26 protein-coding genes are annotated in these 26,027 nt (G+C 58.6%); 17 read left to right on the top strand and 9 right to left on the bottom strand.

Annotated elements, in window-relative coordinates; translation table 11 throughout:
• Positions 1–50: 50 nt before the first annotated feature.
• Positions 51–812: an SDR family oxidoreductase gene (locus KVY02_RS07865; RefSeq protein WP_218314922.1), complete on the bottom strand. Its 762-nt coding sequence runs from the start codon at positions 810–812 to the stop codon at positions 51–53.
• A 160-nt stretch (positions 813–972) separates the two neighbouring features.
• Between KVY02_RS07865 and KVY02_RS07860 the strand changes: the two genes are divergently transcribed.
• From KVY02_RS07860 to KVY02_RS07845, 4 genes are all read left to right on the top strand, one after another.
• Complete coding sequence (locus KVY02_RS07860; RefSeq protein ID WP_096923073.1) at positions 973–1,455, top strand: FxsA family protein; 483 nt, start codon at positions 973–975, stop codon at positions 1,453–1,455.
• A 228-nt stretch (positions 1,456–1,683) separates the two neighbouring features.
• Positions 1,684–1,977, top strand: coding sequence for a co-chaperone GroES (locus tag KVY02_RS07855; RefSeq protein WP_016913703.1), 294 nt, complete (start codon positions 1,684–1,686; stop codon positions 1,975–1,977).
• A gap of 58 nt (positions 1,978–2,035) precedes the next feature.
• Positions 2,036–3,679, top strand: a complete 1,644-nt coding sequence (gene groL / locus KVY02_RS07850) for a chaperonin GroEL (protein WP_016913702.1) — start codon at positions 2,036–2,038, stop codon at positions 3,677–3,679.
• A gap of 110 nt (positions 3,680–3,789) precedes the next feature.
• Positions 3,790–4,524, top strand: a complete 735-nt coding sequence (locus KVY02_RS07845) for an RNA methyltransferase (protein ID WP_016913701.1) — start codon at positions 3,790–3,792, stop codon at positions 4,522–4,524.
• A gap of 71 nt (positions 4,525–4,595) precedes the next feature.
• Here the strand turns inward: KVY02_RS07845 and KVY02_RS07840 are convergent, their stop codons facing one another.
• The gene (locus KVY02_RS07840; RefSeq protein WP_218314921.1) at positions 4,596–5,942 is read right to left on the bottom strand and encodes a Na+/H+ antiporter family protein; all 1,347 of its coding nucleotides are present in this window, start codon (positions 5,940–5,942) and stop codon (positions 4,596–4,598) included.
• A gap of 309 nt (positions 5,943–6,251) precedes the next feature.
• On the opposite strand from KVY02_RS07840, the gene KVY02_RS07835 reads away from it, so the two are divergent.
• The 7 genes from KVY02_RS07835 (at position 6,252) to KVY02_RS07810 (ending at position 11,455) form a co-directional block, all read left to right on the top strand.
• Positions 6,252–7,643 carry a GntP family permease gene (locus KVY02_RS07835; protein ID WP_218314920.1) on the top strand — a complete coding sequence of 464 codons (1,392 nt, stop codon included), beginning with the start codon at positions 6,252–6,254 and terminating at the stop codon, positions 7,641–7,643.
• A gap of 63 nt (positions 7,644–7,706) precedes the next feature.
• On the top strand, positions 7,707–8,915 hold the full coding sequence (locus tag KVY02_RS07830; RefSeq protein WP_218314919.1) for an MFS transporter: 1,209 nt from the start codon (positions 7,707–7,709) through the stop codon (positions 8,913–8,915).
• A complete protein-coding gene (locus tag KVY02_RS18310) occupies positions 8,912–9,040 on the top strand; it encodes a hypothetical protein (protein WP_256357590.1) in 129 nt (42 codons plus the stop codon). The genes KVY02_RS07830 and KVY02_RS18310 overlap by 4 nt, the downstream gene beginning before the upstream one ends.
• 103 nt (positions 9,041–9,143) lie before the next feature.
• Positions 9,144–9,911, top strand: a complete 768-nt coding sequence (locus tag KVY02_RS07825; protein WP_218314918.1) for a DUF1538 family protein — start codon at positions 9,144–9,146, stop codon at positions 9,909–9,911.
• Positions 9,908–10,696 carry a Na,Li,K/H(+) antiporter subunit UmpB gene (gene umpB / locus KVY02_RS07820; RefSeq protein ID WP_081193337.1) on the top strand — a complete coding sequence of 263 codons (789 nt, stop codon included), beginning with the start codon at positions 9,908–9,910 and terminating at the stop codon, positions 10,694–10,696. The genes KVY02_RS07825 and umpB overlap by 4 nt, the downstream gene beginning before the upstream one ends.
• Positions 10,686–11,045, top strand: a complete 360-nt coding sequence (locus tag KVY02_RS07815; RefSeq protein WP_016913694.1) for a P-II family nitrogen regulator — start codon at positions 10,686–10,688, stop codon at positions 11,043–11,045. The genes umpB and KVY02_RS07815 overlap by 11 nt, the downstream gene beginning before the upstream one ends.
• Positions 11,046–11,047: 2 nt before the next feature.
• Positions 11,048–11,455: a CBS domain-containing protein gene (locus tag KVY02_RS07810; RefSeq protein ID WP_016913693.1), complete on the top strand. Its 408-nt coding sequence runs from the start codon at positions 11,048–11,050 to the stop codon at positions 11,453–11,455.
• Here KVY02_RS07810 and KVY02_RS07805 read toward each other — a convergent pair.
• The 3 genes from KVY02_RS07805 to KVY02_RS07795 are packed head-to-tail and all read right to left on the bottom strand — an operon-like array spanning position 11,452 to position 14,126.
• Entirely contained in the window at positions 11,452–12,381 is a 930-nt protein-coding gene (locus KVY02_RS07805; RefSeq protein WP_305729928.1) for a metal ABC transporter permease, read from the bottom strand. The genes KVY02_RS07810 and KVY02_RS07805 overlap by 4 nt on opposite strands.
• Before the next feature lie 14 nt (positions 12,382–12,395).
• Positions 12,396–13,220, bottom strand: coding sequence for a metal ABC transporter ATP-binding protein (locus KVY02_RS07800; RefSeq protein WP_218314917.1), 825 nt, complete (start codon positions 13,218–13,220; stop codon positions 12,396–12,398).
• A 6-nt stretch (positions 13,221–13,226) separates the two neighbouring features.
• On the bottom strand, positions 13,227–14,126 hold the full coding sequence (locus tag KVY02_RS07795; RefSeq protein WP_256357605.1) for a metal ABC transporter substrate-binding protein: 900 nt from the start codon (positions 14,124–14,126) through the stop codon (positions 13,227–13,229).
• Between the two features lie 173 nt (positions 14,127–14,299).
• Between KVY02_RS07795 and mntR the strand changes: the two genes are divergently transcribed.
• From mntR to KVY02_RS07765, 6 genes are all read left to right on the top strand, one after another.
• The gene (mntR, locus tag KVY02_RS07790; protein WP_100730581.1) at positions 14,300–14,776 is read left to right on the top strand and encodes a manganese-binding transcriptional regulator MntR; all 477 of its coding nucleotides are present in this window, start codon (positions 14,300–14,302) and stop codon (positions 14,774–14,776) included.
• 75 nt (positions 14,777–14,851) lie between these two features.
• Positions 14,852–15,700, top strand: a complete 849-nt coding sequence (locus KVY02_RS07785) for a MurR/RpiR family transcriptional regulator (protein WP_218314915.1) — start codon at positions 14,852–14,854, stop codon at positions 15,698–15,700.
• A gap of 289 nt (positions 15,701–15,989) precedes the next feature.
• A complete protein-coding gene (locus KVY02_RS07780) occupies positions 15,990–17,027 on the top strand; it encodes a TRAP transporter substrate-binding protein (protein WP_218314914.1) in 1,038 nt (345 codons plus the stop codon).
• Positions 17,028–17,045: 18 nt separating this feature from the next.
• Positions 17,046–17,618, top strand: a complete 573-nt coding sequence (locus KVY02_RS07775) for a TRAP transporter small permease subunit (protein ID WP_100730578.1) — start codon at positions 17,046–17,048, stop codon at positions 17,616–17,618.
• Positions 17,615–18,919: a TRAP transporter large permease gene (locus KVY02_RS07770; protein WP_016913684.1), complete on the top strand. Its 1,305-nt coding sequence runs from the start codon at positions 17,615–17,617 to the stop codon at positions 18,917–18,919. Before KVY02_RS07775 ends, KVY02_RS07770 begins: the two co-directional genes overlap by 4 nt.
• Before the next feature lie 4 nt (positions 18,920–18,923).
• Complete coding sequence (locus KVY02_RS07765; protein WP_237718583.1) at positions 18,924–19,664, top strand: aspartate/glutamate racemase family protein; 741 nt, start codon at positions 18,924–18,926, stop codon at positions 19,662–19,664.
• On the opposite strand, the gene KVY02_RS07760 is transcribed toward KVY02_RS07765, so the two are convergent.
• The 4 genes from KVY02_RS07760 to KVY02_RS07745 form a co-directional block, all read right to left on the bottom strand.
• Positions 19,665–20,450, bottom strand: a complete 786-nt coding sequence (locus KVY02_RS07760; RefSeq protein WP_218314913.1) for a DUF3750 domain-containing protein — start codon at positions 20,448–20,450, stop codon at positions 19,665–19,667. It abuts the gene before it with no gap.
• A gap of 82 nt (positions 20,451–20,532) precedes the next feature.
• Positions 20,533–22,617, bottom strand: a complete 2,085-nt coding sequence (gene brxL / locus KVY02_RS07755) for a protease Lon-related BREX system protein BrxL (protein ID WP_218314912.1) — start codon at positions 22,615–22,617, stop codon at positions 20,533–20,535.
• Between the two features lie 72 nt (positions 22,618–22,689).
• Entirely contained in the window at positions 22,690–25,320 is a 2,631-nt protein-coding gene (gene pglZ, locus KVY02_RS07750; RefSeq protein ID WP_218314911.1) for a BREX-1 system phosphatase PglZ type A, read from the bottom strand.
• Positions 25,321–25,995, bottom strand: coding sequence for a hypothetical protein (locus KVY02_RS07745; RefSeq protein WP_218314910.1), 675 nt, complete (start codon positions 25,993–25,995; stop codon positions 25,321–25,323).
• Between the last annotated feature and the right edge of the window lie 32 nt (positions 25,996–26,027).

Raw genomic sequence — 26,027 nt, 5'->3', positions numbered from 1 at the left:
GCAGGCTCAGGGGCGATGGCCACACCCGCCACCACCCCGAGCGCCTCGCTCTAAAGCCTCAACCCCCCATCGCACTCGATGATCCGGGCCGTGAAGTAGTCATTTTCGAAAATGAACGCGACGCTGCGCGCGATATGTTCGGGCTGCCCCAGCTGCTTCAACGGCACGCTGCTGGCAATGCGTTCCAGCATGTCGGGTCGCATGGAGGCCGTCATATCGGTCTCGATGAAACCCGGTGCTACGGTACCGGTACGAATACCATAGCGGGCCAGCTCCTTGCCCCAGGTCACCGTCAGTGCGTGTACGCCCGCCTTGGCAGCCGCATAGTTGCTCTGCCCCATGTTGCCCGCACGTGAAATGCTCGAAATATTGACGATAACACCCGGCTGACCGGCCTCGATCATCTGGGTGACCGCTTCTCGGCCACACAAGAAAACGCCTGTCAGGTTGACATCCAGCACTCGCTGCCAGGAAGACAGCGACATGCGCTTTTCCACTACCCCCTCTTTGGCTTTCACCAGCAGGCTGTCATCGGTAATACCGGCGTTGTTGACACAACCACTCACCGCGCCCATACGCTTGGCAATGTCGGCGAAAGACTGCTGCACCGAGGCTTCATCTGCCACGTTGGTCACGAACGCCTGCGCTTCAACACCGGCCGCCGCCAAGTTCGAGACAGCCTCGTCCAACGCTTCGCTGCTCATGTCGAGAAGGGCAAGACGCGCCCCTTGTGCGCCCAGATGTTTTGCCATGGCAAACCCCAACCCGCGGGCACCTCCGCTAATCGCCACCACTTGCTCATTCAACTGCATGCGTCTCTCCTTTTCGAAATCAGGGATTGTGCATTGCAGCATAGATAGCCGTCAGCAAAAAATCGACTTGGCCAACGCTTGCGCTCGCTGCAGGCAATGCAGATTATTTTTTATAATTCTGACACCATATTGACTCATTACGCCTGTTCTGGAGTCGGTCATGCCCATTCTTCTCTTTATTTCCCTGTTCACGCTACTGGACTTTGTGCTTCTTTTTACCGTGGGAAGCCGGATCGGGCTTCTGGCGACGCTGGCACTGGTGCTAGGCACGGGGTTTATCGGGCTGCACTTGATTCGCAAGGAAGGAGTTTCCAGCCTGGCGCGTGCTCGCCAGCGTATGCAGATGGGAGAAATCCCGTCCCAGGAAGTGCTTACAGGTGCGGCCCTGATTTTTGGTGGCGCCCTGTTGTTGGCGCCCGGCTTTCTCTCGGATGCACTGGGTATTGCGTGCCTGCTTCCCAGCGCGCGGCAGCTGCTGTTGAAGCTGATGGCCTGGCTAGGCGTAAAGGCCTCGCTGGTCACCCGTCAAGGCCCAGCCCCAGAGCGTGAGCCACCCCATCAGCACGAGCCTGGCTCGACCTCCTCGGAGAGTCCGCTGGAAGGAGACTTCATCAGCAAGGATGAGTCTTCTCGCAGGCATTGAGCAGCAACGGATCAGGCGCACAGATAATCCGCAATTTTTTTTATAGCGCCCCCTTGAAAGGCAGTGACCAGCCCCCACTTTTGAGTCAGCACACAACTTCGGTAATGCCTGATGGCTTACCATTGACATGAAGGCAACAGGCCTTCGCTTTCCGCGGGTGCTGCCCACGGAAATTCCTTCAAGCTAATGGCCCCAAGGGGCTTTGACACTACTCAGGAGAACGTGAGCATGAATATCCGTCCTTTGCACGATCGCGTTGTGATCCGTCGCGTGGAAGAAGAGCAGAAAACCGCTGGCGGCATCGTGCTTCCGGGCAATGCACAGGAAAAGCCCACGCGTGGCGAAATCCTGGCAGTTGGTAATGGTCGCATTCTTGAAAGCGGCGACGTTCGCCCGCTGGATGTCAAAGTGGGTGACACGGTGATTTTCAAGGACGGCTACGGCGTCGAGAAGCAGAAGATCGACGGCGAAGAAGTTCTGATCATGAGTGAAGCCGATATCCTGGCGGTCGTTGAAGGCTAAGACGCCTCGGCTACCCATTTACGTTCATCGTTCAATTTCAATTTAGGAAGTAACGAACATGGCTGCTAAGCAAGTTAAGTTCTCTGATGACGCTCGTAAACGCATGGCGCGTGGTGTAGATATCCTGGCAAACGCCGTCAAGGTCACGCTGGGCCCAAAAGGCCGCAACGTGGTACTGGACAAGTCCTTCGGCGCCCCGACCGTCACCAAAGACGGTGTTTCCGTCGCCAAAGAGATCGAACTGAAAGACAAGTTCGAGAACATGGGTGCTCAGATGGTCAAGGAAGTGGCTTCCAAGACGTCTGATGCCGCAGGTGACGGTACCACTACCGCTACCGTGCTGGCTCAAGCCATCGTTGCAGAAGGCTTGAAAGGCGTGACGGCTGGCATGAACCCGATGGACCTGAAGCGCGGCATCGACCAAGCGGTCACCGCTGCCGTCAAGGAAATTCAGGCCATGTCCGTGCCCTGCACCGACACCAAATCCATCGCTCAGGTAGGCACCATCTCTGCCAACGGCGACAAGCGCATTGGCGAGATCATTGCCGAAGCGATGGAGAAAGTAGGTAAAGAAGGCGTCATCACCGTTGACGAAGGTCGCGGCTTCGAAGACGAGCTGGAAGTCGTCGAAGGCATGCAGTTCGACCGTGGCTACCTCTCTCCCTACTTCGTCACCAATCAGGACACCATGGCGGTCGAGCTGGAAGACCCCTACATCCTGCTGGTCGACAAGAAAATCTCCAACATCCGCGAGCTGCTGCCGGTGCTGGAAGGTGTTGCCAAGCAAGGCAAGCCGCTGGCCATCATCGCCGAAGACATCGAAGGCGAAGCGCTTGCCACGCTGGTAGTCAACAACATGCGCGGCATCGTCAAGGTAGCGGCTGCCAAAGCACCCGGCTTTGGTGATCGTCGCAAGGCCATGCTGCAGGATATCGCCATCCTGACCAACGGCACGGTCATCTCCGAGGAAGTCGGTCTGACCCTCGAGCAGGCAAACCTGGATCACCTGGGTACTGCCAAACGCATCACCATGACCAAAGAGAACACCACCATCATCGACGGTGCTGGTGCAGAAGGTGACATCGAAGCACGCGTCAATCAGATCCGCGCGCAAATCGAAGACACCTCCTCCGACTACGACAAAGAGAAGCTGCAAGAGCGCGTTGCCAAGCTGGCAGGCGGCGTTGCCGTTATCCGCGTAGGCGCAGCTACCGAAGTCGAAATGAAAGAGAAGAAAGCACGTGTCGAAGACGCGCTGCACTCTACTCGCGCTGCCGTCGAAGAAGGCGTGGTACCTGGTGGCGGCACGGCGCTGGTACGCGTCATGGCCAAGGTACAAGGCCTGACCGGTGACAACGAAGACCAGAACCACGGCATCAACATGGCCCTGCGTGCCATGCAGGCGCCGCTGCGTCAGATCGTCACCAACGCCGGTGAAGAGTCTGCGGTGGTCATCAACCGTGTGAAAGATGGCGAAGGCAACTTCGGCTACAACGCACAGACCGGCGAATACGGCGACCTGTTCGAAATGGGTGTACTCGACCCTGCGAAAGTGACCCGTACTGCGCTGCAGTCTGCCGGTTCCGTTGCGGGCCTGATGATCACCACCGAGTGCATGATCGCCGACGACCCGGAAGAGAAAGAAGCTGCCCCGGACATGGGTGGCATGGGCGGAATGGGTGGCATGGGCGGCATGATGTGAGCCCCACCACCTCGCTCTGACGTAAAACGTCCTTCAGAACCCCGCTTCGGCGGGGTTCTTTGCGTGTTACCATCCCCTTTCTTCTTGGCAGCTTTCAGGTTCGACGTCCCGTGCTTTCCAATATTCGTATCGTGCTGGTACACACCTTTCATCCCGGCAATATTGGCGCCACCGCCCGCGCCATGAAAACCATGGGCCTGACCCAGCTGGTGCTGGTCAACCCACGTGCTTTTCCTGACGAAGAGGCCACTCGACTGGCGGCGGGCGCTACCGATGTGCTGGACAACGCACGCTGCGTCAGCACCCTGGAAGACGCCCTGCAGGACTGCGTTCAAGTGGTCGGGGCCAGTGCCCGATTACGCAGCATGCCGCTCCCCCACTTCGACGAACCGGATGACATGGCACGTCAGGTCATCGTCAATGCCCATCAAGCCCCTGTGGCGCTGGTGTTTGGCCGCGAGCGCTCCGGATTGACCAATGACGAGATCCGCTGCTGCACCCACCAGGTCAGCATACCGGCCAATCCGGATTACGGCATTTTGAATCTCTCGCAAGCCGTGCAGATTCTTGCCTATGAAGTGCATCGCGCCTGGCGACGGCGCGACGACAGTGATTTCGTCTATCAACGGCCCCTGGAAGCGGCGCCGCCCAGTCGCGAACAGTTTGGCTACTTCCAGGAGCACCTGGGTCGGCTCATGCACGAGAGCGGTTTTTTGACCCAGCCCCACGCACGCACCGAAGAGCAGTTGCAGGCACTGTTCTCACGTGCCCAGCCAAGCCGCAAGGAATTATCGCTACTCCGTGGACTACTGAGCGCCTTCGAGGCACACCTGCCCAAACAGTAAGCAGCGCACGCCAACCGCCAGACAAAAAAGGCCGCCCGCCATTTGGCGGCCTTTTTCGGATGATGCGCAGATCAAAGCGACATGGCCGCCAGCCAACCAAACGCAATCAGCGGAAGGTTATAGTGCAGGAAGGTCGGCACGACGCTATCCCACATATGGTCATGCTGGCCGTCCACGTTCAGGCCGGCAGTGGGCCCCAAAGTGGAGTCCGATGCCGGTGAGCCCGCATCGCCCAATGCCGCCGCGGTGCCCACCAAGGCCACGGTGGCCATGGGCGAAAACCCGAACTGAATCGCCAATGGGACGAAAATGGCGGCAATGATCGGAATAGTAGAAAACGATGAACCAATGCCCAGCGTGATGAACAGCCCCACCAGCAGCATGACCAGCGCAGCCAGGCCGCGATTGTCACCAAACAGCTCGAAGGCGCCCGCCACCAGAGCCTCGATATCCCCCGTGGCTTTCATCACTTCGGCAAAGCCTGCCGCTGAAATCATGATGAAACCGATGAGTGCCATCATGCGCATGCCGCTGGTGAACAGATCATCGGCCTCACGCCATTTGAAAATCCCCCCCAATGACAGCAGGCCAATGCCCACCAGGCCGCCCACGATCATGGAACCGGTATACAGCTGCAGGCCCAGCGCAGCCACGATGGCGACCCCCGACATGACCAACCCCAGCAGATGAGGCTCGGCAGGCGTATGCGCCTGCTCACCCGCAGGAGCGGCCAGCGGCTTGGCGGCGTAGTGGCGCTGACCGCGATAGCTGAACAGCAGGGCGACGACCAGCCCGATGGCCATTCCGCCCACGGGGATGGCCATGGCCATGGGCACCATGCTCCGAGTGATGTCGAGTCCCGCCGCCGCGCCTGCGCTGTTCAGATTGGCCAACAATATGTCGTTCAGGAAGATGGCCCCGAAGCCCACTGGCAGAAGCATGTAGGGTGCCGTCAGACCAAAGGTCAGCGCACAGGCAACCGCGCGGCGGTCCAGCTGCAAGCGGTTCATGACCACCAGCAGCGGCGGAATCAGGACGGGAATGAACGCAATATGCACCGGGATGGCGTTTTGAGAAGAAATCGCCACCAGCAGCACGGCGCCCAGCAGCAGCATTTTCACCCGCGCCTGATGCGCTGCCGTCGCCTCTTTACCCAGCAGCTTGATCAACCGCGTGGCCAGCAAGTCCGGCAGGCCAGAGCGAGAAATAGCGACCGCAAAGGCCCCCAGCGTGGCGTAGGCCAACGCCACCTGGGCACCGCCTCCCACACCATCATTGAAAGCGCTGAGCGTGTCATCCAGCGACAGTCCACCCGCCAGCCCTCCTACCAGGGCCCCTACCACCAGGGCAAACACCACCGACACACGAAGAAGTGACAGCGTCACCATCACGAGCACTGCAAGAATGACTGCATTCATGGAAATATCCAGAGCTAATGGAAGTTCTTTGATACGAAGTCTTCACCGGGTTCTTGAAACCAAGTTCTTAAAACCAAGTTCTTGAAACCAGGCACTTAAAACCAGGGTTTTAAACCATGCCTTTAAAACCAGGCGGCGGATTTTAGCAGATAGCGCGCCCTTCATCAGGCTTATCTGATCCCCGAGTACGCTGGCACAGCGGCTAAGACTTTAGTCACAGCGCTCTTGCTGCTATGCAACAATCCTCCTAGTATCGGGACCTTCATTGATGACCGGCACTGCTAATTTAACAATGTCTTAGGAGCCTGCATGGACATTTTCGCCATTCTCATTTCCCTGATACTGCTGATGTTACTGGCTTACAGAGGCATCTCAGTGCTGCTGTTGGCACCGCTCATGGCGTCGCTGGCAGTCCTGCTTTCCGGTGATGGCGGCCTGCTGCTGCCCATTTACACCGACACCTTCATGCGGGCGCTGGGTAACTACGTCACTCAGTTCTTTCCGCTGTTCCTGCTGGGCGCCCTGTTCGGCCAACTGATGGCCGACTCCGGTGCCGCGCAGTCCATTTCCAACGGTATCGTCAAGCGGCTGGGCACGCATCACGTGGTGCTGACCGTGGTCATGGCCTGTGCCGTACTGACCTACGGTGGCGTGTCACTGTTCGTGGTGGCCTTTGCCATCTATCCCATCAGCCGTGAGCTCTTCCGTCAGGCCAATGTGCCTAAGCGGCTCATACCTGCGTCCATCGCGCTGGGCTCCTTTACCTTTACCATGACGGCCCTGCCAGGCACCCCAGCCATTCAGAATGCCATTCCCATTCCTTACTTTGGCACCAACAGCTTTGCGGCTCCCGGATTGGGCATCATTGCCGGGCTTATCATGCTGGGCCTGGGCACCTACTATCTGCAGTCCAGGGTTCGCAAGGCAGCCGCCAACGGCGAAGGCTACGGCACGCACACCGAGCGTGAAGTCGACCCCCAGCAGGACGACACGCCCGCCCCCACGCTCCCCTTGGCAGTAGCCTTGATTCCTCTGATCATGGTCATCGGCCTGAACGCGCTGTTTACCTATGGCGTTTTCCCCGCCATGGATCTGAGCTATATCAGCGACGCCTTCGAGAACATCACCCCCAGCCGCCAGACTGGCCTGTGGGCGATCCTGATCTCGCTGCTGAGCGCCTCGGCATGGCTGATCATTACCCGCTGGAACCATTGGAAGGATCTGAAAAACACCATCAACCAGGGCTGCTTTGGCTCGCTGCTGCCGATTTTCAATACCGCCTCCGAAGTGGGCTATGGGGCAGTGATTGCCAGCCTGGCAGGCTTCATGATCATCCGTGATGCCGTGCTCAACGTTTCCGGCAACCCGCTGATTTCCGAAGCCTTGGCCATGAGCGTGCTGGCGGGGATTACCGGCTCCTCATCGGGCGGCCTGTCGATTGCCTTGCAAACCCTGGGTGATGAATACCTGGCCATGGCACAGCAGGCAGGCATCAATCCTGAACTGATGCACCGTGTCGCCACCCTGGCCGCGGGTGGCATGGATACGCTTCCCCACTCCGGGGCAGTGATCACGCTGCTGGCCATTTGCGGGCTGACGCACCGCCAGTCCTATGCCAACGTGGCCATGGTCACTATCGTGCTGCCGATTTTTGCGTTGATCAGCGTGATTACGCTGGGCACGCTGTTTGGAAGCTTCTAAAGCCGCGTAAGCCATGCGATAGTTGGTTAACGTGTTAACTAGCGAACAACAACGAGACCCGTCATGGCCCTTACACGACACTCTTCCCTGCTGCTGATTCTTCTGGCCAGCCTCATCATCTCTACGGCGATGGGGCTGCGCCACGGTTTCGGGTTGTTCCTCGAACCCATGAGCAGTGAGCTTGGCTGGGGGCGCGGGGTCTTTGCCCTGGCACTGGCCATTCAGAATTTGATGTGGGGCCTGGCACAGCCTTTCACCGGCGCGCTGGCAGACCGCTTCGGCGCGGCCAGAATCATCGTGGCCGGGGGCGTGCTCTACGTGCTGGGGCTGTGCTTCATGAGTCTTTCCACCAGCGCGCTGGGCATGACCCTGAGCGCTGGCCTGCTGATCGGGATCGGCCTCTCTGGCACGACCTTCTCGGTGATCCTGGGCGCTGTTGGGCGGGCGGTGCCTGCCGAAAAGCGCAGCATGGCCATGGGAATCGTCAGTGCGGCGGGCTCGTTTGGCCAGTTCGCCATGCTGCCGGGCACGCTGGGGCTGATCGAGTGGCTGGGCTGGTCGGCGGCCCTGCTGGCCATGGGCATGATTGCCGCCGTGATGATTCCGCTGGGCGCCATGCTCAAGGATCGCCCACGCCCCCATGCGCTAGGCGACCTGAGCCTGCGCGACGCGCTCAACGAAGCCGCCGGGCAAAAAGGCTTCTGGCTGCTCTGCCTGGGCTTTTTCGTGTGCGGGTTTCAGGTGGTGTTCATTGCCGTGCACTTGCCGGGCTACCTGTTCGATAACGGGCTTGCCGTGCAAGTGGGTACCACCGTTCTGGCCCTGGTGGGGCTGTTCAACATCGTGGGCACCTATACGGCAGGCTGGATGGGAGGAATCTGGTCCAAGCCGCGCTTGCTCAGCTGGCTATACCTGATTCGAGGCGTGGTCATCACCGCGTTTCTGGTCGCGCCACTGAGCGCTTACAGTGCTTACGCGTTTGGTGTCGCCATGGGCTTGCTGTGGCTCTCGACCGTGCCGCTGACCAACGGCATCGTGGCGTCGGTGTTTGGCGTCAAACACCTCTCCATGCTGGGCGGCATCGTGTTTCTGTTCCACCAGTTGGGGTCGTTCATGGGCGTCTGGCTAGGCGGCTACCTTTATGACATGACCGGTCACTACGATACCGTCTGGCAAATCGCCATCGTGCTCTCCGTGGTGGCCGCCGCCTTGCACTGGTTCATCAGCGAAAAACCGCTGGCACGCACCACTCCCACGCAGGTGACACCATGACACCACAGACTCTTTCGCTAGCGCTGCTGACGGTACTGATCATCGCCGGGGGAACTGCCCTTGCCTGGTGGGGGTGGCACTCGCTGGATGCTGGCCTGCTGTTGATGGGCAGTCGTTTGTGTTGAACGGTATTTTCGACCCAAAGCTTGCGCCATATCAGGCCTGCTTCATGATCATTTGATTAATATCAAGTCATTGCCCTGATGTTTACGGACTTCCCCAGACTTCATGAATATCGTCACTTCACTGCTTCATCAATTTAAAGACAGCCTCCGGGATTTGCTGCCCGTCGTGGTCGTCATGGCCTTTTTTCAGCTGGTCGTGATCGGTCAGCCGCTACCCGCAAGCCTGGCTTTCCTGGACTTGATCATAGGCTTGTTGTTTGTAGTGGTAGGCCTGACACTATTCATCAAAGGGCTGGAGCTTGGCCTTTTTCCTTTAGGAGAAAACCTCGCTCGAGCCTTTGTCGCCAAGGGCTCGATCGCCTGGCTACTGCTGTTCGCATTTGCTCTGGGGTTTGGCTCCACCGTGGCTGAACCAGCATTGATTGCAGTGGCTGCTCGTGCAGGCGAGGTGGTTGCTGCAGGGGGCCTGATTGCCAACACCGGTGAGTCACAAGCCTCGTTTGCTTTCACGCTACGAATGGTTGTTGCCTGCTCGGTAGGCACCGCCGTCATGCTTGGCGTATTGCGCATCTTCAAGGGCTGGCCGCTGCATTTGATGATTATTGGCGGCTACGCGCTGGTCATGCTGCTGACCCTTTTTGCACCCAGCGAACTCGTCGGTATTGCATACGACTCTGGGGGCGTCACAACATCGACGATTACTGTGCCGCTGGTAACGGCCCTGGGAGTCGGTCTCGCCTCGAGTATCAAGGGCCGCAACCCCATGCTGGATGGTTTTGGCTTGATTGCCTTCGCCTCCGTCATGCCGATTATTTTTGTGTTGCTCTTTGGCATTTTTGGACTCGATTTGGTCAAGGGGATCAACCCATGAATTTGCTTATTACGCTCTGGAGTACGCTACTCGATATCTTTCCTATCGCCGCGATTATTTTTGGTTTTCAATATCTTGTCATCCGCAAACGTGTGAAACGCCTGCCGCAAGTCATCGTGGGTTTTGTCATGGTTTGGGTAGGATTATCACTTTTTCTAGTGGGTCTGGAACAAGCGCTGTTTCCGATGGGAGAGCTCATGGCCGGCCAGCTGACCAATGCTGACTTTCTCCCCGGGCTCGCCGATGGCGCCCAGCGCCACTGGAGCGACTATTACTGGGTATACATCTTTGCCTTTACCATTGGCGCCAGCACCACCATCGCTGAACCCTCGCTGATTGCAGTGTCTATCAAAGCTGGAGAAATATCCGGCGGCACCATTCGACCGTTTACATTGCGCCTCGCCGTCGCACTTGGCATGGCCTTCGGCATCACGCTAGGGGCCTGGCGTATTGTCATGGGCTGGCCACTACAGTGGTTTGTATTGGGTGCCTACACGTTGGTGATCTTGCAAACGTTGCGCTCGCCAAAAAGCATCATTCCGCTCGCGTTTGATTCCGGCGGCGTGACGACTTCTACGATAACAGTTCCTATTATCGCCGCTCTGGGGCTTGGCCTGGCTTCCTCTATTCCAGGGCGAAGCGCACTCATGGATGGCTTTGGGATGATTGCGCTGGCCTGCCTGTTTCCCATCATCACGGTGATGGGCTATGCCCAAATCGCTCAATGGAGAGACCGCAGACTCAGCGTAAGGTTAACCAACGAAGGAAAACGTAATGCGCTTTAAACTCATCGTAGCACTGGTTGAAGACGACTTGACCGATGATGTCCTCAAGGCGGCTCGTGATGCGGGCGCAACGGGAGCGACCGTCATCAATAATGCCAGGGGCGAAGGACTCAAAAAAGCACGCGGCATCTTTGGCATGGAAATCACCGCTCAGCGGGACGTGCTCCTGTTCCTGACCGAAGAGCATATTAGCCGACTCATTCTGGAGTCCATCGCGGAGGTAGGTCAGTTCGATGAGACACCAGGCACTGGCATCGCGTTTCAGATAGACGTTGAAGATGCCGTGGGCGTACAGCATCAAATCAAATCACTGACCGAGGTGCTTGGTCAGCCAGCAGACAGGGAGTGAGCATGTTAGAGCATCAAAGTGCCATACCAACGGCAGAAACGATCATGCACTCACAATACAGGCTGGTCGATGGCCTGTTGACGGTTGCAGAAGGCATCGACGTGATGCGCAAACACAACGTTAACGTCTTGATCATACAACCACGTGACGCAACCGATGAGCATGGAATAGTGCTCGCAACGGACATTGCCAAAAAGGTACTGGCGGCGAATCGCTCGACAGAACGCGTCAGCCTGTACGAAATCATGACCAAGCCGGTCATCAGCGTCCGCCCCGAAATGAGCATACGTAACTGTGCTCGGCTATTTGGTCAATTTGGCCTTTCGCTAGCCCCGGTCACTAATCAGCAACACCAGGTCCTTGGCATAGTGGATTACTCTTGTATCGTGACCGGGTGGGCATCCTCTTAACGTCCTAGTTGGCGATGCCGCCAGCGCCGCATCAGCACGCCATGCTGGGGCGAAAACAGCAGCGCAAGGAAGAAGCAGCTGGTGGCGACCAGGACGATGGTGCCTCCCGAAGCCACATCGAAGGCATAAGAGAGCCATAGCCCCAGTACCGCCGAGCCCACACCGACACCGGTGGAAATCAACAGCATCGTTTTAAAGCGGTCGGTCAGCAGGTGGGCGGTGGCGCCAGGGGTGATCAGCATGGCAACGACCAGAATGATGCCTACGGTTTCCAGGCTTGCCACGATGGTCAGGGTCAGCAGCAGAATCAGGCCGTAATGAATGACGCTGGTATTGAACCCCAGCGCCTGGGCCTGCGTGGGGTCGAAGGCGTAGAGCATCAGCGGCCTGAAGGCGAGCCATATCACCAGCAGCGCCACGACGCTGGCGGCCAGCGTGAGCATCAGCGCCGACTGCTGTACGCCCAGCACGTTACCAAACAGGATATGCATCAGGTGCGTACTGGAGGCCATTTTGCTGATCAACACGATACCCAGCGCAAAAGCGCCAGTGAACATGATACCCATGGCCGCGTCCGACTTGATGCGGGTATGGCGCTCGATGGCACCGATGCCCAACGACGTCAGTGCCCCCGTCACGAAAGCGCCAATGAAAAACGGCAGCCCCAACAGGTAGGCAATCGCCACGCCAGGCAAGACCGCGTGGGAAATCGCATCCCCCAGCAGCGACCAGCGCTTGAGCACCACGTAGCAGGAGAGCAGACCGCAAATGGCGCCCACCAGCATCGAGGTCAGCAGCGCACGCTGCATGAAGGCGTACTGAAACGCATCGGAGATGGCATCGGGTAACAGATTGATGGGCACCATCAGCGCCGCCAGCAGGCCAGCGATCAGCGCGCTGGCCATGCTATCCAGTGTATCTAACATGATGAAATTGACCGTTATTGAGGCATCAAAGCAGGAGCACTGGTCTGTTGCAAGGTAAAGGAATCGGGGGCTGGCTGGGCGCTCACCGCCAGTTCGGCCAGCCTGCGGTCGCTGAGCATTTCATCCGGGGGCCCCGCCCCGCGGATGAAGCGGTTGATCAGCACCACATGGTCCACATAGCGGCGCGCTCCCGGCATGTCATGGGTCACCATGACAATGGTTCTACCCGCTTCTCGCTCCCGCTTGAGCACATCCAGAATCAGCTGCTCGCTGGGCGGGTCGACGCCCGCCAGCGGTTCGTCCAACAGCAGGATACTGGCCTGCTGGGCCAGCGCCCTGGCCAACAGCACACGTTTTTTCTGGCCGCCCGACAGCGCCCCAATGGGACGCTCGGCCATGTCCAACATATTCACGTCCTGTAGCGCCTTGCTCACGACGTCACGGTGAACAGGGGCCTGCCAACGCCCCGGCAGCAGACGCCGCCATAGAGGGTCATGGCGCATGTGGCCGTAGCGCGCCGTCATCACCGTGTCCCACACCGAGATAGGAAAGTCCCACTCGATCGCTTCACGTTGCGCCATATAGGCGATACCGCCAGCTTTGCGGCGCCGCTGAATGGGCTCTCCGAACGCCATCACCTGGCCACGCAGCGGCTTCATGCTACCGGTCAGCACATGAAACAGCGTCGACTTGCCAGCCCCGTTCGGCCCGACGATAGCCGTCCAACGCCCCGCCGGCAAGCTCAGCTGAATGTTTTCGAGCACCGGCTGGCGCTGATAGGCGGCATAGACCCCCGATACCTCAATGGCCGCCGGAGGTAGTGACGAAGCACTGTTCATGTTGGCCTACTCGACGCCCAGATAACGGCGCAGCAGTTCGGCATTGTGGCGCTGCATGGCAAAGTAGTCACCCGCCACACCGTCCGGCTCGCTGAGCGAGTCCACGTAAAGTGGCCCTGCCACCGGCAGTCCCGTATCTCGGGCAATACTGGTCACATGACGGTCAGAAATGGTGCTTTCCCAGAACAGTGCGGCGGGCTGGCGCTCGTTGATCAAATCGATAATGCGCATCAGCTGGCGTGGAGAGCCTTCGGTTTCGGCATTGGTGCCCCAGATACCGTCGTGCTTGAAGTGAAAGGCATCGGCAAAGTAAAGAAACGCTGCCTCGCTAGTCAGCAGCAGGCGCCGATCGTCGGGAATCACCTCCAGGGTCTCCTGCAGCTCGACATACAGTGCGTGCAGCTCGTCTTCCAGCGCGCTGGCACGCTGGTGAATCTCTTCGGCCTGCTGCGGCAAGCGCTCTTCCAGGGCGTTGGCGATGGCCTGCACGTAGGCGCTGGCGGCCCGCGGGTCCATCCACAGATGCGGGTCAATGTCCCCTTCCATTTCACCAATCGCAATCGATTGAGTGGGATAGCCGGATGCCTCGGCCACCGCTAGCACGGGCACGCCCTGCGATACCGTGGCTTCCACCTGGCGCATCCACTGCTCCAGCTGGTAACCGTTGTAGAAGACCATATCGGCATTCTCGAGGGCCGCAAAATTATCCGGCGTCAGCTCCCACTCATGCACTTCAGCGTTGATGGGCGTCAGCACGGTCACTTCGGCATCGTCACCCGCTACCCGCTGCACCAGATCGCCCAGCACCGAAAAAGTGACGGCCACGTTGATGGGCGGATGCAACAGCTCATTGGCATACGCCGAGGACGTGCTCGCACCGAAGGCCAAAGAGGCCCCCATCAACATCCATCCGTAAGATTTCGCCATCGCCAGCTGCCCCCGTGTAAACTCACATATGATATCACTGTAGCTCAAAGAAAAAGCCAAGTGCAAATAGTTTAGCCTTGGCTAACAATTATCCGTCCAAATGCGCTACCATCACCAATCAACGATGCCACTAACCTTGATAAATATTGCCAATGAGTGATCACGACCCGCGGCACGCTCCTGCCTCATGTGAGAAAAGCGGTGACGCCCTACCGCCAGTGGAGCAGCACGCTCAGCAGTATGAAACCGTGCGCAACGCTCATGAAACCGAGCTCATCGAAGATTACGTGGAGCTGATCGGTGATCTGTTGCGACACCGCGGTGAGGCCCGAGCAGCAGACATCGCCAATCGCATGGCCGTCAGCCAGGCCACCGTGTCGAAGATGATTCGGCGACTCAACGAGCTGGGGCTCGTCACCAGCCAGCCTTACCGATCGCTGTTTCTGACCGAAGAAGGCCAGAAAGTGGCCGAAACCTCCCGCGCCCGGCACGACATCGTGCTGCATTTCCTGCGCGCTCTGGGCGTCGAAGACAGCACCGCGCGCATCGATGCCGAAGGCATGGAGCACCACGTGAGTGATACGACCCTGGCCATTATGAAGCGCTTCACCGAGCAGCAGCCGCAGTGACGGCTGGCGCAGCTATCTTGTCCTGACGCCTGATAACCCGCATCATTCAAGAAATCGTGGTTTCAGGATACTGTCATGCCGCCCGCTTCGAAAGAACGCTCCTTTCTTGCCCGTGTTCGCCATGCACTGCCCTCCCTGCATCCGGCAGAGCGGCGGCTGGGTGAATTCGTCTGCGACTTTCCCGGCGAGTTGGCCAGCTACAATGCCCAGGAGCTGGCACGCTTTGCAAAAGTTTCCAAGGCGACGGTATCGCGTTTCGTCAGGCGCTTGGGTTATGACAATTACGAAGCCGCACGCAGGCATGCCCGCGAAGAGCAGACGACGGGGTCGCGCCTGTTTCTCCCCGCTCAGCGTCTCGGCCAATCCGAATCCTGGCTTGCCCAGGGGCTGACCTTCAGCAAGGACAACCTGGACAGAACCTTTGCCGCCATCACCCAGACCGATATCGACGCCGTCGCCCATGCATGGCTGGCGGCACGTAAAATCTGGGTCGTTGGCTATCGCGCCAGCCGCCCGCTAGCCGACTACCTGCGCTGGCAGCTGTTGCAAGTGACCGGAGATATCGCCGCCATTCCCGGCCCTGGCGAAACCCTGGGCGAGCACCTTGCCGACATTGGCCCGGAAGACAGCGTCATCGTGCTGGGGTTGCGGCGCCGAGTTGCGACGACCGAACAGCTGCTGAGCAGCGCCAGGGAGTGCGGGGCCTCGCTGGTGTATATCACCGATGAAGGCACGGAGCCCCACCCTTCCGCTACCTGGCATTTTCGCTGCCATACGCACGCTTCCGGGCCGCTGTTCAATCACACTGCGGTCATGACCCTCTGTCATCTGCTGATCATGCGCACCATCGAGCTGGCCGGAGACGCGTCACGACAGCGTTTGAGCCGCATCGAAACCCTCAACGACCACTTTGAAGAGCTTTAATCGAGCCATTTCGACGAGCGCCTGCTTTTACTGAAGCACTCTTCTAGTTCATCACCCCATCAACATGCACTTTCAAGGTGCATTTTTGTCTCTCACGCCCCATGTCGTGTTACCCCATTTTTCGGGCAACGCGTGGTTTCTGCCTGTTTTATATATGAAATTTAAATTTCATAGCTCTTGTGGCATGAAATATGGATCTACTTAACAAACGCTGCGCAGGATGCGCGGTGAGCAACACGCCCAGCCTGGCGTACCACATCGCACCCACTACAGATAACAGGAAGCCTCCATGTTCAAGCGCACTCTTCTCATGACCGCCCTTTCCGCCGCTGTGATCGGCAGCGCCGCCAACGCCGATACGCTGTCTCTCAAAGTGCTCGGCCAACCTGCCGGTTCGGGGCTGATTGCCCAGAACAAGGAGCGCCCCTTCTTCGAAAATTTCGCCGAGCACAGCGGCCTGGAAGCCACGGTTCAGTACATTCCGGTAGATGTGGCAGGCATTCCCGATACGGACGGGCTACGCATCCTCAACTCCGGTCTTTTCGACATCGTCTCGCTGCGCGGCCCCCAGGTCAGCCGTGACGAGCCCTCGGTGCTTGGGATGGACTTGATCGGCCTGAACACCAGTTTCGAGACTGGCCGGGACAATGTCATGGCTTTTTATGATTATGTGGATTCACGCCTGCAGTCCCGCTTCAACGCCAAGTTATTGGGCGTATGGCCTGCCGGTCCCCAGGTCATCTTCTGCAACAAGGATATTTCCGGCCTGGAGGACTTGAGAGGCCTGCGCGTACGGGTGGGTGACCAGAGCGCAGCCAACTTCATTGGCCAGTTGGGCGCCACCGGCATTTCGATGCCCTTCGGCGACGTGCAACAAGCGCTCTCTCGGGGCGTCGTGGATTGCGGCATCACCGGCCCTGCCTCGGCCAACGCCGGCGGCTGGCCAGAGGCAACGACCACCGTGTTGCCCATCGCTCTACAGCTGGCCATCAATGGCTACGCCATCAACCTGGACACCTGGAACCGCCTGGATGAGACCCAGCAGTCCCAGCTGGAAACGGCCATTGCCGAGCTCAGCGACGACATCTGGAGCTACTCGGAAGCGCTTTACGAAGATGCCATGCGCTGTAACGCCGGTGAGTCGCCCTGCGAGTTCGGCAACCAGTATGCGCTGACCGAAGTCGCCGTTTCCGACGCCGATCTGGCTGCCGTCACCGCCGCCGTAGAGGAAGTGTCCCTGCCGCTGTGGGCCACCCAGTGCAATAACGTGGCCGCCGACTGCGAAGCCACCTGGCGCGAAACGGTCGGCGCTCAGCTTGGCCTGTAACGTTACCAGGAGACCCGTATGACTTTTTGTGCTCGCCTGATGGGGATCCTGTTCGGCACGTTCATGCTACTGCTGGCCGTGCTGATAACGATAGAGACCCTGATTCGCAAATTCTTTTCGCTGTCGTTTGGTGGCGTCGATGAGTTGGGAGGCTACGCCATTGCGGTGGCGGCGCCTCTGGCCTTCGGCGTCGCCATGATCGAGCAGTCGCATATTCGCATCAATCTGCTGCACATGCGCCTGCCCACCACCGTCAAAGCGATCCTCAATGCCCTGGCAGCCCTCTCGTTGGGGCTGCTGGCGGCCTTTCTGCTGTACTTTACCGTGCAGACCGTACTCGACACGCATAACTACCGCTCCATCGCCCAGACCCCCTGGGCCACGCCGCTGATCTACCCTCAAGCGGTCTGGCTGGTGGCCATGGGCATCTTTGCGGCGAGCGCGGCCCTGCTGGCCCTGCAAGCCCTGCGCCTGCTGATCCGGCGAGACTGGCCCGCACTGAACCAGCGCTTCGGCCCTGCTTCAGCCAGTGAAGAACTCGAAGCCGAACTGGCCGACCTCGAGCAGCGTGAAAAAGGAGCACTGCCATGAGTATTCCGGTCATTGCAGGGGCGTTCATGGTTATGCTGGCCCTGATGCTGCTCAGCCTGCCAGTGGCGGTGTCGATTTTGCTGGTGGGCGTGGCGGGCGGCTATCTGATGTACGGCGCCCCGCTGGTGAACATGATGGGCGGCGTCGTCTGGAGCAGCCTGAACAGCCCGTCGATGCTCGCCATTCCACTCTTCATGCTGCTGGGGGAGCTGCTGTTACGCGGCGGCATCGCGGACCGCATGTATGCCGCGCTGGCGGTGTGGTTCAATCGCCTGCCGGGTGGTTTGCTGCATACCAATATCGCTACCTGCACGCTGTTCTCCGCCACCTCCGGCTCCTCGGTGGCCACCGCGGCCACCGTAGGCACCATCGCCCTGCCGGCGCTCCAGCAGTATCGCTACCCCATTCGTCCTTCGCTGGGCTCGCTGGCAGCGGGCGGCACGCTGGGGATTCTCATTCCCCCCAGCATCAACCTGCTGGTGTATGGCCAACTGGCCAATACCTCCGTCAGCCAGCTCTTTGCTGCCGGGTTGATACCGGGCATTGCCCTGGCGCTGCTGTTCTCACTCTACCTGTGGCTCGCCCACGGCAAGGCGGGCAAGGCATCGCTGGTCGAGGTCAATGTCTCGCTTCAGGACAAGCTGTCGCTGTCGAAGCACCTGATTCCTCCCGTGGTCATCTTTGGCGTGGTCATGGGCAGCATCTACGGCGGCCTGGCCACCCCCACCGAATCCGCCGCCATTGGCGTGGTCATCGCCCTTGGCTTCATCGCCGTTGGTGGCAAGCTGACGCTGGACCTGTTGATTCACTGCTCGCTGCAGGCGGCCAAAACATCGGGCATGGTGATCATCGTCTTGATGTGCGCCCTGCTGCTCAACGTCACCATCTCGATGCTGGGAGTTACCCAAGCACTTACCCAGTGGGTCGCCTCCTTCGGCCTGACGGCAGTGACGCTGCTGCTGGTGCTGTTCGTGTTTTACGTGATTCTGGGCACCTTCATGGACGCCATGTCGATGCTGGTACTGACCGTACCCATTACCGTGCCCATGGTCATGGCGGTGGGGATCGACCCCACCTGGTTTGGGATCTTCATCGTGCTGATGTGCGAGATCGCCCTCATCACACCACCGGTGGGCATGAACCTGTTCGTGGTTCAGGGCGTGCGCAAGGATGGCGGCAGCTTCAACGACGTGATCATGGGGTCGATTCCCTTCGTGGGCATCATGGTGTTGTTCACCTTTGCCATCATGATTTGGCCAGACATCGTCATGTGGCTACCCGACCTTCTGGCGGGGCGTTGAGGCAATGACGAACAAGACTGGACCCAGCCATACAGCCCCCATCGGCAGCATGTGCCAAGCGTCGCGAACCGATACCCCGCGCATTCTGGTCATCAACCCCAATACCAATCCCCAGGTCACCCGGGAAATACGCCGCCTGGTACGGCAGTGCTCGCCTGAAGGGGTTCAAATGGAGGTCACCAATCCACTGGCGGGGCCTATCGCCATCGAAAATGCAGCGCACAAGGCCACCGCCACTCGGGAGGTCATGGCGCTGATCCAACAGCGCCAGTCCGCCGACGACGTTGGCTACATCATGGCCTGCTTCGATGATCTGGCGGTTCAAGAACTGCGCGATGCAACACAGCGCCCAGTGGTGAGCCTAGCCGAGGCAGGCATGCGTGCCGCTGGCCAGCATGACCGCCCCTTCACCGTCATCACCACGTTCGAGGGCGCCGTGGAAACCATCCGCGCGCTGAGCCGTGGCTATGGCCTGGACGTGCGCTGCCGGATCGTGGCCACTGGCATGGGGGTGTCGGAAACTGCGGCCCGCACGCCGCAGGCCGAACAGCGCTTGCATGACGCCATCGTGAGTTCGCTCGAACAGGGTACCAATGCCATCGTGCTGGGCTCCGGCGCCTTCGTGGGACGAGCGGCTCTGCTGAGTGAGCGGTATGGCATCGATATTACGGACGGGCTAAGCGACGCCATCCGCTACGTGCACACTCCTTTACTAACGTTGAGCTCCGAGGCTCCAGCAGGTTAATCACCCCTGCGGCTCTGCCTGCTCGGCAGCATTCCCCAGCACCCGAGCAGGCAGGCCCACCCGGCCCACGCCAGGCAGCTTCAAGGCCGGCCTGAGAATATCGACGCCCAGGCTCGTGCCCAGCACGTTGAGCTCCACGCCCTCTTCCAGCGCCAGCATCAACCCCAACACCCCGCCCAGCGAAAACTGATACCCGGTGCCGCTGGGCACAGGGGCTACTACGCTATCGAACAGGAAATCCTTGCCCACGGCGGTGACCGGCAATGCCACCGCCAGGCCCTCCACTTCGCGGGTAAGCCATGCGATGAAACTGTTGCTGTTGGGGCCGGGCCACACCCGGTATAAATCGGCCTGAGGGTAACGGCCAATCGCCTCTTCTATCTGGGCAATCAACTGCCCCGCTTCATCGCCGCGATAATCGGCCAGCAGTTCGGGCGCATAGCCAAACCACGCCCGATCCGGCGTATCGGTGCTCGACACCACGGTGGGCCGACGCCAACTGAGCACCTGGTGCAGGCGGTAGTCGCTGGCATTGTCAGCTTTGGTAGCCACCCAGATATGCACCCCAAACGCGCCCCGCCAGTGATACGCCCGTGCAGCGTACACTTGCACCACCGCCTCGGGATGGGCGTCCGGGTCTGGGGCCAACCCCGCCGATGAGCGGTCCAGATTCGACCAGTGGCCATCGGTAACCACCTGGTTACTGGCCAACATCCAGGCGGGCCCCGCCAACAGCAGTGCCAGCAGCACCACCACGCCCGCTATCCAACGCAGTAGAGTTTTCATGAGCTTTCCGTGGAGTTTTCAATATAGACACAGCGCCTCTAAAACACTGATCCTTAATGGATAAATTTTTAATTTGCCTGTCTTAATCCACCCCAAGCGCTTTGACCACTGCATCAATTGGTTCGGCATAGAAACTGGTTTGAAACTTGGTGAACAGTTCGCCAGGGATGGTAGGAATATCCATGGCGCTGCTCATGGGTAGGGTGACGCGCTTGCCACCGGCGTCGAAGGCAACCTGCAGGCATTCCGCTAAGCTTTCGACGGGTTTTAGGCTTCCTCCCAGGCTCATATCGCCCAGCACGACCATTTGGCTTTGGGTAGGTTTACCTACCAAGCCAGAAGAGAAAGCGACCAGGCTGGCGAGCGAGAGATCGCGCAAAACGCCGCTATTTTGCAAGTCGACCACATGGAGGTGGAAATCATGCTCCAACACTTTACGGGCACCACTGATACGGCTGGCGTTGGCCTTGAAGTAATCAAACGCCATTTTGACCTGCTCTTTGGCGGCGGTGGAGTTCCAGAGCCCTGACATGGCCAGCTTGCCGCTGCCTGCAGTTACCTGCATTTCGATGCGATAAACCCCCGGCATGCCTTTATCGCTGAGACCAATGGTATGCACCACGCCTGGCTTGCCCTGGCCTTCTGGAATCAGTCCGCCACCGCCCTGCTCTTTCACCGACACAAAGTGCTCTTCCAAGGTCTCTTTGTCGATGTAGCTGAAATGAACATCGTAGAACTCCATGCCACCAATCTTTTTCAGCTGCTCCTTCACGCGGCGGCGTACCTGCATGGCGTATTCCAGGCAATCGCGTACATCGTCTTTCATCAGCCCTTGTGAACCGCCGCCATGGGGAAACATCAGCTTCAGCAGGCCCGACACCGTTTTACGTACCGCGATTACGTCACGCTGGTTGAGGTTATCACCCAACGAGAAGTAGCGATCAATGGCATCGGCGAAGCTGCGCTTGCGCATTTCACGGAAGAATTCGGCTAGGTAATCGACGATAAACCCATAGCGCTGAGTGAAGAACGAGGGCCGCATCTTGGGGATTTCCCAGCCGGGAATATAGGCATGGAAGCGATCAAAGAACGCGGCATCAATCATGGCATCAGGGAATGGCGTCAATAGGTGGCTGGTTTTCACCAGCGACTCCACGCTTTGGTTGATGTTGCCAACAAACACCATCGAGGCTGAAGCTTCCATTTGTTCGCGCCCACGGGCAAAAGAACCAGAGGCCATGTAATCCTTCATGATCTGCACCCCGTCCTTATCCTTGAACGAGATACCGGCCACTTCATCGAACGCCACCAAGTCCCACATACCCACCAGGCCAATGCGCCGCGAGCTCATGTTGTAGAACAGGTTAGCCACCGTGGTTTGCCCGCCGGAGACCAAAATGCTGTTGGGCGAGCACTCTTTGTAGATATGGCTTTTGCCAGTGCCCCGTGGCCCTAGTTCGCAGACGTTGTAGTTGTTCTCGACAAACGGAATCATCCTGGCCAGCAGGTGCCATTGCACGCCCTCATCCAGCTCGGCAGGTTCCATACCAATCGAGCGAACCAGCACTTCACGCCATTGAGCATTGGTAAACCCACGCCGCCCTTCAAACAGCTCGTCCATATTCATGTGAGGCATCTGAATCGGCTTGAGCAGGCTGACACCAAACGGCGAGCTTGTTTGCCCTTCTTCATGAAAGTAGCTGAGCGTGGCGATCACCCAAATACCGCCTACCAGCAGCTTCTCGTGCTCTTTAACAATACCTGCAGAGATTTCGGCATCCTTAATGCCCAGGTTACTGAACGCCGCTTCATAGCGATCTTTCTTCTCATTCAGACGCACCGTGACACGATCAATCACCTTGAAACTGCCGCGCTCACGCACGATGGATTTCACTTTCTCCGCTTCATCCGGCCGCACGTAGTTATCCGTCAGAATCGCTTTGACGTTTTCCAGTCCCGTAGCGATCACCTCAGTATCATCAGAGGCGCAGTACATACCCAACAGGTACTCCAGCACATACACGGGCACATTAGCGCCCTCTTTCACGCGCTGGGTGAGATCCTTACGCACCACGCGGCCCGCAAAGTGCGTGTTGAGCAGCGTATCCAGATCGGCGTCCTGAAGGGCATCGGTCACGTGCGTGGCGGAAGATGAGTCAAAATCCATGTGGGCGGTCACTCCTGAACGACGAAAAAAGCACAATGCACAAACATAAAAGCTTCCCCGCTGATGACGGGCTTAGAAAAAATCATCCGTAAACGCGAGATCGATCACCACCCGGTAGCGCTCCCGCTCGGTGCCCAGGTCTTTATCGCGCAGCACCAGGAAGTAGTCATTCTTACGGTCAAATGACGTGCCCGATAGCGAGAGGCGCACCGACTTCATGCGCTCGTTCATATTGTCGCTTGCGCTATCGAAGGTCACGACCTCTTCACTGGAGACCACCTCGCTGCCCGCGTAAATCGCCACCGACAGCGTGACCGGGCGGAGGCGCTCGCTCACCGCTTCAGTTTGCAGCAGATCGAAGCGCTGAATGTTATTGACCATTTTCAGCGATGCCTTGGGTGAGATCACCTCCACCTTGCGGCTGGTGCGCTTTTCTACCTTCTCGCCCCGCAGCTGCTGAACGGTGAGCACCGGCACCACGATTTCCTGGGGCATAATGCCCCCGTGTACAAAGCGCGCCCCGCCGACAAAGTGAAAACGGTGTGCGCCTTTGGGTATCCAGAACTGGGTATCGCAGGTGGTGCCTGCCGTATCGCGGGTGTGGCCGTGCCACACACTGGGGTTATCGGGCAGCGACTCGCCCAGCACATAACGCTTTTTGCTTTTGAAGGCCGACGTTGGCTTGTCTGACAGCGCCGTGCGGTCGGTAGCATCCAACGCGCTGCGCTGGAACAGGAAACCGTGGTCGGCGGTGACCAGCACCGTGCTGGTATTCAGGTGCATGAGAATTTTACGGGTCAGCTGATCCAGTTCATCAATGGCATCCTCCACCGCTGCAAACGTCTCGCTTTCAGTGTTAGCGGCATCCCCACGGGCATCCACCACGTTGTGGTAGACGTACATCAGCTGCACGCCTTTGATCTTTTCGCGCCCTTCTTCACGGCTCCAGCCTTTTACGTCCTCGGCGGTGACGGCTAACGCCTCGCCGCCTAGCGTGGCTTTGAGTAACTTGCTGCGGTTCGCCGTGCCTTGGGTGGATTGGCCATTCACCAGCACCGTATCGCTGCCCGGCTGATAGCTGAGCTCTCGGTGCGGTAACAGCGAGGCCATCCCCAGCGTGGTGTAGCTAGGCACCACACCTAACTGGCTTTTTAACGTCGCTTCGCTATAGCGCTTGGCATTAATGCGCTCACGCAGCTCTTCCGCCGCTTCATAGCGGAAGGCATCACTAATCACCACCACCACACGCTTTTGGCGGCTAGCGGCTAGCTGGGGCTGCACCCAGTCGCGGTAGAAGTGTTGCTGGCTGGGGATCTTGGGCAGCTTCCAGTGAGTGAGCCGCTGCTCGGCTTCCACGCGCTCGCTCCAGTTACGGGTGAGCTGGCCCAGGAACCACTCGTCATAACAACGCTCAACGGCGGCATCCAGATTTTTTAGCAGCTCAACGCCAGTGGCATCCGATGCCACCGCGTAATGACGATAGGCGGTATCAAAACGGTAGAGATCCGTTTGGTAAGCGTGGTAGAGCGCCTCAACACTCTCGTAATGGAAGCCTTTGGCATGCTGATGACGCAGGCTAAACAGCGCAATCGACGCGGTAAGCGCGGCATATAGCTGCCGGTAGCGCTCGCGGCGGGCATCGTTTTTATGCCGCGATGCCCAATAACCGTCCAGGCGCGCCACAATGATGCTGTCGAACAGTTTCAGGTCGCGGGCATCCGCTGTGGGTATCGCCTGGCAGAGATCGACAATGATCTGCTTCTCCACCACCTCAAACGTCGCCACATGGCTTAGCTGTTCTAACGGCACATCCTGCAGCTTGTCATCAATGCGCTGGGCATCTGCCACCCACCCGGAGATCACATCAAACGCGGGGTAAAAGCGTGAGCTATCTCGCCAGCGGGTGAGCAGCGCCCGCGAAGATGCACGCGCATTAACAGAGGGAATGGCCACCTGACGCGCCCAGTCAGGAATATCAGAAATGCTCTCGCAGTAGCCAGTAATCAATAACCGCAGCATCAGTTGGCCGAAGTTTAGCGGCGCTTCACCGCTAAGCTCTGCTTGGCTAGCGGGGTAACCCACCTCGGCCTGCAGAGCACGCACCAGCGCAGGCACCAAGGCGTACTTCTCGGCTTCGACCAACGCCGCTGGGTTCGTCTCTAACCCCAGCTCATTGGCCACCGCTTCTTCAGCCAAGTGGAACAGCAGCGTGGCCACGTCAAGAGACGTGGCCCCCACCACCACGGCCAGCATCGCCAGATCCAGCTCATCTTCACTAAGAGAAGGCGTGACCAAACGCTTCAGGGCATCAATACGCTTACGGCTGGCTAAAAACGCCTGCCGCTGCGCCAAGTGCTCGCGCAGTACATGGCGGGTTAGGCCCAGCTCGTTGAAAATCATCGAAACGCGGTCGGCGTAGAAGCGACCAGAGTACAGCTTGATATCCAACAGCCAGTCCTCTTCTGGGGCTGGCTCGGCAGAGGGAAAGTAGAGCAGCGTAGGCGTCTCAGCCTCTTCCAGCTCCAAGCGTAGCTTCACGCCCAGGGTGGACTCCCCCGCCATATTGATCACCTGAACGCCTTCCAGCGCAAGCTCATTCAGCGAATCCGCAAAGTGGCCAGGGGCGTCGTACCAGAACACAATCCGGTGGCGGTCGGTGAAGAAGGCGTGTTGTAAGCCCTGCTGGAGTTGGTCGAGCTGCATCTAACTTCCCTGCCGAATAATCAAGTTCACAACTGCTTCCAACCGGTGTTTAAAAGCATTTAGAGAAGGCATATCGATATTCTCCCAATGTATATTTCCGTCTTTGGCAGTTTCAGATAACTCATCTGCCGAGGTTTGCCCCTGGAGCGCCGCATCAAGCTGATTTTTGAGCGCATGGGGGCTATCATCATTGCCCGAGGCTTCCTCCAGCGCAGCGCAATGTTGGTAAGGAGACTCTGGCTTCAATGCACATAACAACCAAGCTTCGGATTTAGGCATAGGAATCATCGCTACGCCATGTGGAAAACCTTCCGCCTCAAAGCCTTGCAGCACGGAGTTATATTTCGTTTGCCAATCGCCACGCCCAGCAGATGCCGTACCGTCACTATCGCGAAACAGCACCGCAATCACGTCGTCACCAATCTCAGCTGCTAGTTCTTTTGCACACTGCGCTAATGCACGCGCATTATTAAAGTAATAGCCTGTTTCTTTTGCACGTTTTTTACCAGGCAAACGGCTAGGCTTCTTAACGGCGGATGGCCTTGTCGCAACCAGGTGCTGCTTACTCACAAAGTTAACAAGTCCGGCTTGAAGGTGAGAGAACTCATAGCCCTGCACCCGTTCAACCCACTGATCCACCAGCCATGCCATTGGCCCCGGCTTAAAAGCTTCCACGCGACAGGCTTCTGCCGCTGGGTAGCACACGC

It is taken from the genome of Halomonas sp. 18071143, assembly GCF_019211725.1.
GTDB lineage: Bacteria > Pseudomonadota > Gammaproteobacteria > Pseudomonadales > Halomonadaceae > Vreelandella > Vreelandella stevensii.
This window is presented reverse-complemented; position numbering and strand designations above follow the sequence as displayed.